This is a genomic window from Gammaproteobacteria bacterium (genome assembly GCA_033344735.1).
GTDB lineage: Bacteria > Pseudomonadota > Gammaproteobacteria > UBA4575 > UBA4575 > UBA1858.
The window spans coordinates 1,915,383-1,929,327 of sequence record JAWPMW010000001.1 but is presented as its reverse complement, the minus strand read 5'-3'; the positions used below and the strand labels follow the sequence as shown (position 1 = coordinate 1,929,327).

16 protein-coding genes are annotated in these 13,945 nt (G+C 40.1%); 9 read left to right on the top strand and 7 right to left on the bottom strand.

Features of this window, described 5'->3' with window-relative positions:
- Positions 1-7: 7 nt before the first annotated feature.
- A complete protein-coding gene (bioB, locus tag R8G33_09885) occupies positions 8-961 on the top strand; it encodes a biotin synthase BioB (GenBank protein ID MDW3095970.1) in 954 nt (317 codons plus the stop codon).
- Between the two features lie 11 nt (positions 962-972).
- A complete protein-coding gene (gene bioF / locus R8G33_09880) occupies positions 973-2,148 on the top strand; it encodes an 8-amino-7-oxononanoate synthase (GenBank protein MDW3095969.1) in 1,176 nt (391 codons plus the stop codon).
- Here the strand turns inward: bioF and radC are convergent.
- Positions 2,140-2,811 (bottom strand): DNA repair protein RadC, encoded by a 672-nt coding sequence (radC, locus tag R8G33_09875; GenBank protein ID MDW3095968.1) that lies wholly within the window; start codon positions 2,809-2,811, stop codon positions 2,140-2,142. The two genes, bioF and radC, sit on opposite strands and share 9 nt — an antisense overlap.
- 59 nt (positions 2,812-2,870) lie before the next feature.
- Here radC and coaBC point away from each other — a divergent pair, with 59 nt between their 5' ends.
- Genes coaBC through argB form a run of 4 tightly spaced genes read left to right on the top strand, consistent with a single transcriptional unit; the run spans position 2,871 to position 6,844 of the window.
- A complete protein-coding gene (gene coaBC, locus R8G33_09870; GenBank protein ID MDW3095967.1) occupies positions 2,871-4,103 on the top strand; it encodes a bifunctional phosphopantothenoylcysteine decarboxylase/phosphopantothenate--cysteine ligase CoaBC in 1,233 nt (410 codons plus the stop codon).
- Entirely contained in the window at positions 4,078-4,551 is a 474-nt protein-coding gene (dut, locus tag R8G33_09865) for a dUTP diphosphatase (protein ID MDW3095966.1), read from the top strand. Before coaBC ends, dut begins: the two co-directional genes overlap by 26 nt.
- A gap of 31 nt (positions 4,552-4,582) precedes the next feature.
- Positions 4,583-5,953: a phosphomannomutase/phosphoglucomutase gene (locus tag R8G33_09860; GenBank protein MDW3095965.1), complete on the top strand. Its 1,371-nt coding sequence runs from the start codon at positions 4,583-4,585 to the stop codon at positions 5,951-5,953.
- A gap of 6 nt (positions 5,954-5,959) precedes the next feature.
- Positions 5,960-6,844, top strand: a complete 885-nt coding sequence (argB, locus tag R8G33_09855; GenBank protein MDW3095964.1) for an acetylglutamate kinase — start codon at positions 5,960-5,962, stop codon at positions 6,842-6,844.
- On the opposite strand, the gene R8G33_09850 is transcribed toward argB, so the two are convergent.
- Both R8G33_09850 and pyrE read right to left on the bottom strand, forming a co-directional pair.
- Positions 6,831-7,439, bottom strand: coding sequence for a DUF4124 domain-containing protein (locus tag R8G33_09850; GenBank protein ID MDW3095963.1), 609 nt, complete (start codon positions 7,437-7,439; stop codon positions 6,831-6,833). The two genes, argB and R8G33_09850, sit on opposite strands and share 14 nt — an antisense overlap.
- Before the next feature lie 92 nt (positions 7,440-7,531).
- Positions 7,532-8,170 carry an orotate phosphoribosyltransferase gene (gene pyrE, locus R8G33_09845; GenBank protein ID MDW3095962.1) on the bottom strand — a complete coding sequence of 213 codons (639 nt, stop codon included), beginning with the start codon at positions 8,168-8,170 and terminating at the stop codon, positions 7,532-7,534.
- A gap of 79 nt (positions 8,171-8,249) precedes the next feature.
- On the opposite strand from pyrE, the gene R8G33_09840 reads away from it, so the two are divergent.
- Genes R8G33_09840 through R8G33_09830 form a run of 3 tightly spaced genes read left to right on the top strand, consistent with a single transcriptional unit; the run spans position 8,250 to position 11,153 of the window.
- Positions 8,250-9,035 carry an exodeoxyribonuclease III gene (locus R8G33_09840; protein MDW3095961.1) on the top strand — a complete coding sequence of 262 codons (786 nt, stop codon included), beginning with the start codon at positions 8,250-8,252 and terminating at the stop codon, positions 9,033-9,035.
- A 4-nt stretch (positions 9,036-9,039) separates the two neighbouring features.
- Positions 9,040-10,404 carry an AmpG family muropeptide MFS transporter gene (locus tag R8G33_09835; GenBank protein MDW3095960.1) on the top strand — a complete coding sequence of 455 codons (1,365 nt, stop codon included), beginning with the start codon at positions 9,040-9,042 and terminating at the stop codon, positions 10,402-10,404.
- Positions 10,404-11,153 carry a DUF4197 domain-containing protein gene (locus tag R8G33_09830; protein MDW3095959.1) on the top strand — a complete coding sequence of 250 codons (750 nt, stop codon included), beginning with the start codon at positions 10,404-10,406 and terminating at the stop codon, positions 11,151-11,153. The genes R8G33_09835 and R8G33_09830 overlap by 1 nt, the downstream gene beginning before the upstream one ends.
- A gap of 19 nt (positions 11,154-11,172) precedes the next feature.
- On the opposite strand, the gene R8G33_09825 is transcribed toward R8G33_09830, so the two are convergent.
- From R8G33_09825 to R8G33_09810, 4 genes are all read right to left on the bottom strand, one after another.
- Positions 11,173-11,769 (bottom strand): L,D-transpeptidase family protein, encoded by a 597-nt coding sequence (locus R8G33_09825; protein MDW3095958.1) that lies wholly within the window; start codon positions 11,767-11,769, stop codon positions 11,173-11,175.
- A gap of 57 nt (positions 11,770-11,826) precedes the next feature.
- Positions 11,827-12,465 carry a ParA family protein gene (locus R8G33_09820; protein MDW3095957.1) on the bottom strand — a complete coding sequence of 213 codons (639 nt, stop codon included), beginning with the start codon at positions 12,463-12,465 and terminating at the stop codon, positions 11,827-11,829.
- 87 nt (positions 12,466-12,552) lie between these two features.
- The gene (gene xth, locus R8G33_09815) at positions 12,553-13,317 is read right to left on the bottom strand and encodes an exodeoxyribonuclease III (GenBank protein ID MDW3095956.1); all 765 of its coding nucleotides are present in this window, start codon (positions 13,315-13,317) and stop codon (positions 12,553-12,555) included.
- 3 nt (positions 13,318-13,320) lie between these two features.
- Positions 13,321-13,944, bottom strand: a complete 624-nt coding sequence (locus R8G33_09810) for a TIGR04211 family SH3 domain-containing protein (protein ID MDW3095955.1) — start codon at positions 13,942-13,944, stop codon at positions 13,321-13,323.
- Position 13,945 lies beyond the last annotated feature (1 nt).

The window sequence follows — 13,945 nt, the reverse complement described above, 5'->3', positions numbered from 1 at the left end:
ATAGTAAATGACCAATAAAGCGTGGAGTAAACAAGAGGTTAGCGATATTTTCGCTAAGCCTTTTAATGACCTGTTATTTGAAGCACAAAGCATTCACCGCTCTCATCACAATCCAAACTCAATCCAAGCTAGCACCCTACTCTCAATCAAAACAGGCGCCTGCCCTGAAGATTGTGCGTATTGCCCTCAAAGCGCACGCTACGACACCGGTTTAGAGCGTGAACGCTTACTATCTCTAGATGAGGTCAGAGAAGCTGCACGTAACGCTAAACAACAAGGTGCAACTCGCTTCTGCATGGGAGCAGCCTGGCGTAACCCAACGGATAAGAACCTTGAAACAGTCATTGAGATGATTAAGGAAGTTCAATCGGAGCAACTAGAAACCTGCGTCACACTGGGGATGCTGACAGAAAAACAATCTAAGCGATTAGCCGATGTTGGCTTAGATTTTTATAACCATAATATAGATACCTCCCCAGAATTTTATGGCGAGATTATTACCACTCGTGATTATCAAGATAGATTAGACACCTTAAAGAATGTTCGAGAATCTGGTATTCATGTTTGTTCCGGCGGTATCCTCGGGATGGGTGAAAATCGTCAACAACGTGTAGGCTTGCTGCTTGAACTAGCAAATATGGATCCTCAACCTGAATCAGTACCTATTAACTTATTGGTACAAATTGAAGGAACGCCTTTATATGGCACCGATGAACTTGACCCTATAGAGTTTGTTCGCATGATTGCTGCAACGCGCATATTAATTCCCGAAACATATATACGATTATCTGCAGGCCGCGAATCAATGAATGATGCCATGCAAGCTCTGTGTTTTCATGCCGGCGCCAATTCAGTATTTTTCGGGGAAAAATTATTAACTGCTCCGAATCCTGATATCGATGAAGATACACGTCTATTTGACCGCCTAGGAATGAGTTTAGAAGCACAAGCGAGTCACTAGCCTCTTTATCGGTGCAAACTTCAGTATCAAAACAGTTAACTGAGCTAAAACAGCAAGACGCATATAGAAAACGTCGTCCGTTAGATAGCCCTCAAGGAGTTCAGGTCACTATAGATGGTCAATCATTTTTATCCTTTTGCAGTAATGATTATCTTGGGCTAGCTAACGACAAACGAATTTGCCAAGCAGCAACAGAAGCTATTTCAAAATTTGGGGTTGGCAGTGGCGCCTCCCAGCTTATTAGTGGTTACTCATCAGCACATGCATCGCTTGAAGAAAAATTAGCCGATTATCTTGGTTACCAACGTTGTGTTTTATTTTCTTCAGGTTACCTAGCCAATCTTGGTGTGATCTCTGCGTTTAGTTCCCGCCATCAATTAATTTTAGAAGACCGCTTAAACCATGCATCACTCATTGATGCTGCAAAATATGCTGGAAGTGTTTTAAAGCGCTACCATCACCGTGATATACAACATGCCAAAGATGTTTTAGAAGGTCACCAGTCATCATCACGTCTGATTGTCAGTGACGGCGTTTTTAGCATGGAAGGAAGCATTGCACCAATTGATCAACTTTATGAGCTAAAATCTAGCCCTAATGATAAGTTAATAATAGATGATGCTCATGGGATAGGTGTGTTAGGTAAAGATGGGAAAGGTAGCATAGAGCATACTGGAACAGACTCTTCTAAAGTAGATATTTTAATTGGGACGTTTGGAAAATCATTTGGGAGTAGCGGTGCTTTTGTATTAGCAGATAATGATTCGATTGATTATCTCATTCAGAAAGCACGTACGTTGATATATAACACCTCCCCTCCAGCTGCGCTTGCTGCTGCTGCACAGCAAAGTTTAAATATTATAATTAACGAACCAGAAAGACGCCAACGGTTACATTCAAATATTGACTACTTTCGCAAACAATTATCTGAAACAAGGCTGACCTTATTAGACTCTATTACAGCAATTCAAACTATTATTATTGGCGAGAATAAAAAGACCGTTTGGTTTAGTCAGCAACTTGAGAAATATGGTTTACTCGTATTAGCAATACGGCCACCTACAGTGCCTAATAACACTGCTCGTTTACGTATTACATTATCGAGTGAACATACCCATCAAAACATTGACCAATTAGTAGATGCTTTAGTAAAAATAGACGCTATTGAATCGCAACAATTAAATTAATCCATGCTCAGCCATGGAAAAAGTGTCTTCACCAACAATAATATGATCGAGTACTGTCACATCAATTAGATCTAACGCTTTTTTAAGTCTTGTCGTTATAAGTTTATCTGCTTCGCTAGGCTGATGATTTCCTGAAGGGTGGTTATGTGCAAATATGACAGTTGCAGAATTAGTCTTTAGAACTAGCTTGACTATTTCTCGTGGATATACGCTCGCTCCGTTTATTGAACCAGTAAAAAGCTCCTCGTATCGAATTAATTGATTGCGAGTATCTAACAACAAACACGCAAATACCTCAGATTGATAATCACGCATTTTAGCCAGTAAAAATTTAGCTGCGTCCTTTGTCCCTGTCATGGCTGGGCGTGCCACTAATTGCTGTCTTAGACTGCGTTGTGTAATTGCACTAATCGCAGCAATCTGAGCAAATTTAGCGGGCCCAAGACCTTTAATCGCTTGTAATTGATCACTTTCGCAACCAAGTAATCCACGCAAATCACCAAAACGATTTAGGAGCTCTTGTGATAGCTCAAGCACCCCTTTACCCACTGTCCCCGTTCTCAAAATAATAGCGAGTAATTCTGCGTCAGTTAATACATCTGCGCCTTCGTTAATAAGCCTTTCTCGAGGACGACTTTCTAGTGGCCAATTTCGTATCATCATCAACAAAAACTAGGGTTAGATTCACGATCTAAGGATTGATTCTGGTACACTTCTTTGCCATGAAGCTGGCAAACAAACATATCCTTGTCGCCGTCAGCGGCGGAATTGCTGCCTATAAGAGTGCCGAATTTGTACGCGCTCTTCAAAGGGAAGGCGCACAAGTACGTGTAGTAATGACTGAAAGTGCAACCAAGTTTGTAACTCCACTTACCTTTCAAGCCCTCTCTGGTTATCCGGTGCATGCCTCTGATAATCGTAGTTTTGATCAAGCAGGAATGGATCACATTGCCTTGGCACGCTGGTCGGATGCCATCATTGTTGCTCCTGCGACCGCAAATATAATCGCCAAAATTAGTAATGGTGTCGCTGACAGTTTTGTTAGTTCTTTGTGCCTTGCTCATATAGGCCCACTAGCAGTTGCACCCGCAATGAATCAAGCAATGTGGAATAATACCGCGACGCAAAATAACATTGCTGATTTACGTGAACGCGACATCAAAGTTTTCGGGCCTGCCCAGGGTTTACAGGCGTGCGGGGAATTGGGCGAAGGAAGAATGCTTGAACCTGACGACCTAGTTCATCAGTGCATTTCTTTATTTTCTAATAACAGCCTATCTGCAAAGAAAGTTGTTATCACCGCAGGCCCCACAATAGAGCCTATTGACCCTGTTCGTTTTATCAGTAATCGCTCTTCTGGAAAAATGGGTTATGCCATTGCTGATGCCGCTATGGAAGCAGGGGCGCATGTAACCGTCATTAGTGGTCCCACGCATTTGCAACAGAATGAGCGCATCCATTATGTACATGTTGAAACTGCCCAACAAATGCATGCTGCAGTTGTTGAACATTGTGACAATGCAGATTTATTTATTGCGTCGGCTGCAGTTGCTGATTACCACCCTGTCACTATAGCAACGCAAAAAATTAAGAAGGTCGATGACACTCTAACAATAAAGTTATCGCCAACAACTGACATTCTAAAAGATATTAAACAATTACATGCTGACTTGTTTTGCGTCGGCTTTGCTGCTGAAACAGAAAACATAGTTAAACATGCAACTGAGAAACTAAAGATAAAATCACTAAATATGATAGTTGCTAATCAAGTTGGATTAGCCGACCAAGGCTTTGATAGTGATTACAATGCAGTTGAAATTATTACCGATACTAATACTGTGTCAGTCAGTCGAACTCGCAAAGCCGAGCTTGCGCGAATCATAATTAAACACATTGCAAATCAATTTAAAAAACAGAATTCTAAAACTAATGTCACCTACCTCCAATCTAAATAAAATCAAACTAAAAGTACTAGATAAGCGTATTGGAACTGAATTTCCAACACCAAACTATGCCACCAACGGTTCCGCCGGCTTGGATTTACAGGCCTGCGTTGAGCAAAGTATGACTGTAGCGCCTGGCGAAACCCATTTAATCCCGACTGGCATTTCAATTTTTATTGATGATCCTTCGCTAGCAGCAGTCATACTCCCACGATCTGGCTTAGGTCATAAACATGGCATTGTGCTTGGCAACCTAGTCGGCTTAATTGATTCTGACTATCAAGGTCCTTTAATGGTGTCCCTGTGGAACAGAGGTAATAAGCAATTTAACATTGAGCCAGGTGATAGAATAGCTCAGTTGGTTTTTCTCCCTGTAGTGCAAGCTAATTTTGAAATCGTCGAAGAATTTACAGAAACTGAGCGTGGCGAAGGTGGTTTTGGACATACAGGAAAACAGTAATGCATAACATTTATAAATTTAGGAGATAACAGTGGACGTAAACTCCAGCATATTTCGTGCATATGATATCAGAGGTGTAGTTAAAACAGATTTACGCCCTGATGTTGTATTACTAATCGGAAAAGCTATCGGTACCCTGTATCCGCAATGCAAAAAAGTCGCCATTGGTCGTGACGGCCGCCTTACTAGTAAAGAGCTTGCTGATAACTTAATTAAAGGCTTAAGTTCTACAGGAATTGATGTTATCGATATCGGCGAGGTGCCAACTCCCGTGCTTTATTACGCAACACATTCTCTGGGTACGGGCTCAGGTTTAATGGTCACTGGCAGTCATAATCCGCCGGAATACAATGGCATTAAAATGGTTATGGGCGAAAAAACTTTGTTTGGCGATATGATTCAAGATATATATGCCTGTATTGAAAAAGGAACCTTCAATAATGGTAATGGAAATGTACATCAAGTAGATGTTCTTGAAGACTACTTAGCGACTATCTGTAAAGAGGTTAAATTAAAACGCTCTCTTTCTATTGCTATCGATTGTGGTAATGGTGTTGCAGGACCAAGCGCAATTAATTTATTCAACAGCTTGGGGTGTAATGTCAGCGAATTATTCTGTGATGTTGATGGTAACTTCCCTAACCATCACCCTAACCCTAGTGAGCCAGAAAATTTACAAGATTTAATCAGCACCGTAATTAATAAAAAATTAGACTTAGGGCTCGCATTTGATGGAGATGGCGATCGTGTTGGTATCGTCGATGAACATGGTGAAGTGTTGTGGGCTGATCGTCAGATGATGTTATACGCCCAAGATGTGCTATCCAGAAACCCAGGTGCTGAAATTATTTTTGATGTAAAGTCATCGCGGAACTTAGCCAGTTACATTGAACAAGCCGGTGGTAAAGCAACTATGTGGAAGACTGGGCATTCATTTATTAAAAATAAAATGAAAGAGACCGGCGCCTTATTAGCTGGGGAAATGAGTGGGCACATATTTTTTAAAGAGCGTTGGTTTGGCTTTGATGATGGCTTGTACTCTGCAGCACGTATGTTAGAAATATTAGCAGCTGACTCAAGGCCAGTTAGTGAAATTTTTAGTCAGCTCCCTAATGATGTAAGTACGCCTGAGATTACCGTTACTCTTGATAGAGATGGAGCTCAACATGAATTCATAAAAAAGTTTATTGATCAATCGAACTTTACTGATGCGAAGCTATCCACTATTGATGGTGTACGTGCAGACTTTGATTATGGCTGGGGCTTAGTGCGTGCATCAAATACAACACCATCATTAGTCATTCGTTTTGAAGCTGAAAGTGAACAAAAATTAGAGCAGTTAAAAGATAACTTTAAATCTCAAATTCACTCGGTCGATTCAACGATTAATCTACCTTTTTAGACAACTATGAACTCTAGTGACGCTATTAACACTGCTAAAGTCCTAAGCGAAGCTTTACCTTATATACAACGATTTTCAGGGAAGACCATTGTTGTAAAATATGGTGGTAATGCGATGACCGAGCCAGCTTTAAAAAATAGCTTTGCAAGAGATATTGTTTTACTTAAGCAAGTTGGGCTACAGCCCATCATTGTTCACGGTGGCGGACCTCAGATTGGTCAATTACTAAAAGAGCTAGGCAAAGAATCAAAATTTATTGAAGGTATGCGGGTCACCGATCAGGAAACTATGGATGTAGTTGAAATGGTTTTAGGTGGCAAAGTTAATAAAGAAATTGTCCACCTAATAAGCCAACAAGGTGGTCGTGCAGTGGGTTTATCAGGAAAAGATGGTGACTTAATCCATGCAAAGCAACTAAAAATATCATCTTCTGACCCACAAGCTAACGCTTCTGAAATTATCGATTTAGGTCATGTCGGCAAGGTAAATGGTATAAACCCATCTGTGTTAGATACTTTCTTTGCCAGTGATATTATTCCTGTAATAGCGCCTATAGGTATTGGTGATAATGGAGAAACTTATAATATCAATGCCGATTCAGTTGCTGCTAGTATTGCTGCAGTGGTTAAGAGTGAGAAGCTAATATTATTAACTAATACTACTGGGGTTATGGATGGTGACACACTACTAACTGGATTATCGCCTTCACGAGTTAACGAATTGATTGACTCTGAAGTGATTCACGGTGGAATGCTGCCTAAGGTACGTTGTGCCATAGATGCATTGCAATCTGGTGTGAAGACGGCACATATTATCGATGGGCGCATTCAGCATGCGGTATTACTTGAATTATTTACCGACCAGGGAATTGGAACCCTTATCGAGAGGTAATAGATCTTTTAGTAAGTTCTTTAAAGCGAGTGAGGTCTTCACCAAAACGTCGACGAAGTCTTTGCTTTTCTAAGCCTTTGTCACTGATATATTCTTCAATACCCGCAATTCTGCTGAGTACTTTACGCTCATTGTTATCAATCCATTTAGGCGGTTCCATGTCTCTATCGATAAACCGATTACGACTGTCATTTAATTTAGCCAGCTCCTTTTGCTGCTTTCGTAATCGTTCTCGAGATAGTTTAATAGATTGCTCGATCAGACTTATTCGCTCATCTCTTACCTGAATGATTTCTTCGGTACTATTAAATGTGGCCAGTAGTACCCTGTCATATGCCTCTTGCTCTTCTTTACGTTGACGTTCAATTTTAGCAATACGCTGCTGTTCTTCGTAAATTTTTTGCTCTTCAGGTGTTCTTGCTGGGCTTACTTGTTCTACAATTTGCCCACTCTCATTGACGCGGATACGTCCATTATCTACCTCTTCAGCAGGGACTTGATCACCATACTGAGTATCACCATTTTTATCTTTCCAACGATAGTATTCGGCCGAGGCAAAGCCACTCCACACAATAGTGGTTATCAACGTAAACATTATGGCTCTATTTAGTCGCATACAGATGATGACTATAACAAGGTGTTCCTGGTTAAAACTTTAGATTAGATCACTAATTTTCCGGCGAGTTCTTATTCAATACCATAAGTTTGTCGATAGGATGTCAATTGTTCCAGTTGGCCGGATAGGTTTTCATGTGTTTTTGCAAATTCCAGCAAGTTTTCCAATTTTGCAATGGCTAAAACCGGAATATTGTAGGCTTTTTCAATTTCTTGGATGGCGCTTTCACCTTTAGGTCCCTTTTCTTGTCTATCTAGGGCAACTAATATGGCAGCCGGCTCTGCGCCAGTCTCTTGAATTAGGTCCATACTCTCACGGATTGCCGTCCCAGCAGTAATCACATCGTCAACTATTACCACTCGTCCAGCTAATGGCGCCCCGATTAATTTGCCAGCCTCTCCATGGGTTTTAGCCTCCTTGCGATTAAACGTTACCCCAACAGAACGCTGGTAATGGCTATCTAAAGCAATTGAAGTAGCTGTCGCCAATGGAATCCCTTTGTAAGCAGGGCCAAACAATAGGTCAAACTGTATCCCGGCCATCATCAAGGTTTCAGCATAAAATTGGCCGAGCACATTAAATGCGGCGCCATGATTAAACTTCCCAGCATTAAAAAAATAGGGGCTAATACGCCCAGATTTAAGGGTGAATTCCCCAAATTGTAATGCCTCATTTTCGAGGGCAAATTCAACAAAAGATGCTGCAGTCATAATATTATTAGTCTAATGATAGTTGTTTTTCAGCATGCTAAAGTAAGCGCCCCCTTATAACAATCTCACCTATTTTCCATTGCCTACGACAAAAATAATTTCTTTGAATGCCAATGGTATTCGAGCAGCAGCTAGAAAAGGTTTTTTTGATTGGTTGCCCCAGCAAAATGCAGATGTTGTGTGCATCCAAGAGACTAAAGCACAAATTGACCAGTTAGAAGCCGATAAAGTTTTCTTCCCAGAAGATTATCACCACTATTATGTAGATGCTCAAAAAAAAGGCTACAGTGGTGTGGCTATTTATTGTCGTAAAAAACCGCATAAAGTGATAACTAAGTTAGGTGTTGAAGAATTTGACAATGAAGGTCGATATTTAGAAGTACAGTTTTCTGATATCGCCGTTGTATCACTCTATGCCCCCTCAGGATCATCCAGCGAAGAAAGGCAGCAAGCCAAGTTTCGTTTCATGGAAGTTTTTATGCAGCATCTAAAATCGCTTAAACGCCGTAAACGTGAATACATAATTTGTGGTGACTGGAATATTGCTCATAAAGAAATAGATTTAAAAAATTGGAAAGGTAATAAAAAGAATTCTGGTTTTTTGCCTGAGGAACGCGCATGGTTGGATGATTTATTTTATAAACAGAATTACGTTGATGCATTCCGTGAAGTAAATAAACAGGAAAATCAATTCACCTGGTGGTCAAATCGAGGGCAAGCATGGGATAATAATGTTGGGTGGAGAATTGATTACCAGGTTACTACACCAGGCTTAAAAGGTCTCGCTACTTCAGAAGCAATCTATAAAGATGAACGTTTTTCAGATCACGCACCTTTATCCATACAATACAAACTGACTCTTTAGTTATATGAGTTCTTGGGCGCAATCATTTCAAATTTACTTACGCCCAAAAATGTTGGCTATGTTGTTATTGGGATTTTCTGCTGGTTTGCCCTTGCTGTTGGTATTTGGCACGCTTTCATTTTGGTTGCGCAAGGAAGGAATTGACAGAAGCACCATAGGTTATATTTCATGGGTTGCGGCTATTTATGGCCTAAAATTTTTATGGTCGCCATTAGTTGACCGACTATCAATTCCTTTCCTCTCAAAATCTCTTGGTCAACGACGTGGTTGGATGTTAGTAGCACAAATTGGCGTTCTGTCAGGTTTAATTCTTTTGGGGACTGTTAATCCACAAGAGCAGCTATCCTTGCTAATTATGTTTGCTCTATTAGTTGCATTCTCATCTGCCACACAAGATATCGCCCTTGATGCGTGGAGAATTGAATCAGCCCCTGATTACGAACAAGGAGCGATGGCGGGTACCTATCAATTAGGTTATCGACTAGGAATGCTACTAGCGGGTGGTGGAGCATTTTCACTTGCTCATTTTTATAACTGGAGTTTTGCTTATAGTTTAATGGGGGCAAGCATGCTAATAGGCATTATAACTACCCTCGTTATTTCTGAGCCTAAAAGGCTTACTTCTAAAGATATCGCTTCACATGAAAAAGCAGTTGTTGACTTTATGGCAAGGCCGAATGCTTTACCGAGTTTTATACAAAATTTTATAGCTTGGTTTATCGGTGCTGTTATTTGTCCGTTTGCTGACTTTTTTAAGCGTAATGGCGTTTTTGCCATCGTGATTCTTTTATTTATAGGAACATTTAGATTAAGTGATATTACCATGGGTGTAATGGCTGGTCCTTTTTATGCGGACATGGGCTATAGCGAGCTACAAGTAGGCTTGGTTTCAAAAACCTTTGGTGTCGTTGTCACTATTTTAGGTGCTTTGTTAGGTGGTGTTTTAGTCATGCGATGGGGCATTTTAAAAGTACTAATTATTGCTGGCATACTAGTTATAGTAACAAATCTTGTCTTTGCTTGGTTGGCCACACAAGAACCAAAAACTGTATTACTTGTAATTGTCATTACCGCTGATAACTTGAGTGGCGGTATAGCTGGAACCGTGTTTATAGCTTACTTATCCAGCTTAACCAATAAGGTTTATACCGCTACACAATATGCATTGCTTAGCTCTGTTATGCTGCTTCCTGCAAAATTCATTGGCGGGTTCTCTGGTGAAATTGTCGATAAGCTTGGCTATATTAACTTTTTCTTGTATGCAGGAGGATTGGGCATACCTGCTATTATCATTGCCGTATATTTGGGAACTCGTAAAAATATATCTAATCTTAGTTTTGATAACCCTCAAATTCAGGATAGTAAATAATGGTCTCCTATAAATTCAAAAAAATATCTTTACTTTATTTTGTATTTTTATTGATGATAATTCTAGGCTTCACACCTATACAAGCCGGGTGGTTTGATAAAATTAAAGACGCCCTAAATACCAATGGAAGTACGCCAAGTTCATCAGTCACTGACAATGAAATTGTGGGCGCATTGAAAGATGCGTTAAGCGTAGGATCAGAAAATGTTGTCACTCAACTTAGTGCCGCTGGTGGATTTAATTCTGACCCAAATATTCATATTCCATTACCAGAGTCATTACAAACTGTCCAAAAAACAATGAACAAGTTTGGCATGGGTAGCTCTTTAAATAATCTTGAAAATAAACTTAACGAGGCTGCAGAAATTGCAACCGAAAAGGCCAAACCACTATTTTTAAATGCTATTAAAGAACTTACTTGGAGTGACGCTAAAACTATTTTAAACGGCCCTGAAGATGCCGCAACTCAATACTTCAAAGGTAAAATGTCTTCTCCTTTATCAGCAGAGATGAAGCCTATTGTTGATAATAGTTTGAATGAAGTCGGCGCAATTAAAACTTACAACAATGCAATGGGTAAGTATAAAGCGTTACCTCTAGTCCCGGATGTACAAGCTGATTTAAGTCAGCATGTATTAGACAAGGGCATAGACGGAATATTTTATTATTTAGCTATAGAAGAAAAGGCTATCAGAGAAAACCCCGCTAAAAGAACGACCGATCTACTTAAAAAAGTTTTCGCCAAGTAGCAGAAACTCTAGGAGTGGCCTATGGGTCTATTTTTATTGGGGTGCCGTCTCGCACGAGATCCCATACTTCTATCATGTCTTGATTCTCGAGAGCGATACAACCTTCTGTCCAGTCCTGATAGCTAAAGGTTAATTTAATTCGTTCAGACCAATCACTTGGTTGGCCGTGAATCATGATCGCGCCTCCTGGATCAACTCCAGCTTCTTTTGCTGACCTTGACTGCAAAACATTTGGATATGAAACATGGATAGAGCGAAAAAATTTACTGTTCGGATTACGCCAATCCAGAGTGTATAAACCCTCAGGAGTTCGTGAGTCTCCTTCCTTTACTTTTTGTCCTTTCGGCTGCTTACCTAGAGCAATTTTATAAGACTTAACCAGCCGATCTTCAGCATATAGATGTAGCTTACGCTCTCTTTTTTTCACTAACACATAGTCCACGAATCCATCAAACTCTGCTGCGTTTCTTTGTTCTTGTTTCTTCTCAGACAAGGGTGTTTCGTGAATTTTAGTTTGCACTGGTTCCAACAACAAAGGTATATCAATATCTGCATAGACCAATGCTGACATTGTAAATAGTAACCCGCCGACCATCCCTAAATTTGTTATTCGCATAAAAACGATAAAACTCCCTGTAAACAATGCTTCTCACAAACAAATCAGCAGCAGCAATTAAGGCTGACTGCGTTTACTCTTAATCCATTTTAATATTGGTTCCCACTGATCTCTATCTACAGCGGTGGCTGCTGGACCCATTTCAAATATTCCAAGCCCTCTTTCAGCTGCTCGGACGTAATTCTGACTGTCACGCAGCATGGTTAAGTAAGGTATTTTTTGCTTACTTAAAAAATCCTCAAGTTCCCAGGCAATATTTGTTATTTCTCTGGCCCTATTGGCCACTAATGCTAATTTAGCTTTCTTCTGTGATACTGGTGCGCATTTTTTTAGTTCACTAATAAAGTGAGTAGCAGCACGCATATCTATTGGCGATGGAAGCACTGGTACCAATATGGTTTGAGCTTTTCTAACTAACTTTGTCAATTCAGCACCATGTAATGCTGCGGGAACATCCATAATGACTATATCTGTTTTCCTTTGTGGTTTTTCTGATTTTCGCTTGAAGCCTGCAATTCCTTGTATGGGCTGTTTGGCTGATGATCTTTCCGCTATCCAATCAAGGCTACTGCCTTGTGGGTCGTAATCGATAATGGCGACATTCTTATCCTGAGACGCAAAATAGCTGGCGAGATTAGTAGCAATCGTGGTTTTTCCAGAACCGCCCTTGGCATTGATTACCATGATATGACGCATGTTTCCCCCTAATGTAGGTGGTGCTTATGAAATCAGTCCGTGATTCTGAACTATGCGTAGTCAAGTCTCAAGCCGAGGATTTCCTTACTAGCCAAATTCAGCAACTGCTGGAGTATGGTCTGATGGCCTTTCCCAGCTACGCGGTGTTTTATCAATAATGCTGCTTTTACAAATTTCTTTAAGTGCGTTACTAGCTAGTATGAGATCTATCCTTAAACCATGGTTACGACGGAAACCACCACCGCGGTAATCCCACCAGCTAAACTGATTATCTTCTTGCTCAAATATACGAAATGTATCAATTAACCCAAGCGATAACATCTTCTCATAAGATTGACGCTCATCCTTACTACATAAGATTTTATCCTTCCACTTTTCAGGATCATGTACATCGCGATCATCGGGAGCAATATTAAAATCTCCAAGGACTACTACTTTCTTATGGACTTGCATTTCCTTTTTAATATGAGCTGTAACTTTTTCAATCCAGTCTAGTTTGTAGGCAAATTTTTCACTGCCCACCTCAGAACCATTAACCACATATAAATTAATTACCCTCACTCCTTCCACAGTGGCTGCCAATATCCTGCGCTGCGGGTCATCAAGATTTTTTACATCGGTTATTGGATCTTTAAGTTCAGATTTAGCCAGTATGGCTACGCCGTTAAAAGTTTTCTGACCTGAAAACAATACTTGATAGCCAGCCTTTTCTATTTCTTCTTGTGGAAAATCCGGGTCCTGAATTTTTGTTTCTTGCAAGGCAAGAACATCAACGTTTGTTTGATATAACCATTCTAATACTTGGGGTAAACGTACGCGTAATGAATTGACATTCCAACTGGCTATTTTCATAAATTAATGTGCTAACTGATATCCCCATAAACGTTTTCGCTCCTGCATACTAGACCAAATGCGATAACTAACAACTCCTGCTGCAAATGAGAACAAAAAGAATAATAGGATAATTAAATTTAAATTATATTTTTCTGCAAACTGATATTTAGCTAATTCATTGGCTTGTGATCCCAGCTTAGACTGTAAGTCATTTCTTATTGTAGTGAGGCTCTCTACTTTATTTGTAAGTGCAGCTACCGAAGTCTTAAGCTGCTCATTCTCACGCGATGTGACACTATCAAAATTTTTAAGCTTCGTATTTGCAGCTGCTAGTTGGCTAGTGAGAGATTGATTATCTTTAGTCAGACCGGCAACTAAGTATGTTGCTGGTGGCTCATCGGTAAGAAACCAAGACTGTACCCAACCTTCTTTTCCTTCGCTAGTTCTTACACGAGTGAATCGTTTTTGTTTTTCTATCAAAGTTAATTTCTGCCCACTGTCTAAACTTGTAACAACATTTGCATCATTACTTGCCGATACGCGTAATTTGAGCTTTAAGCTGTCAGTGACAAAAATTGTCTCTGCCTGACTGCTAACAGGTAATAGAATTAGTACGATTAGAAATGATAATAATTTATGTGCCATT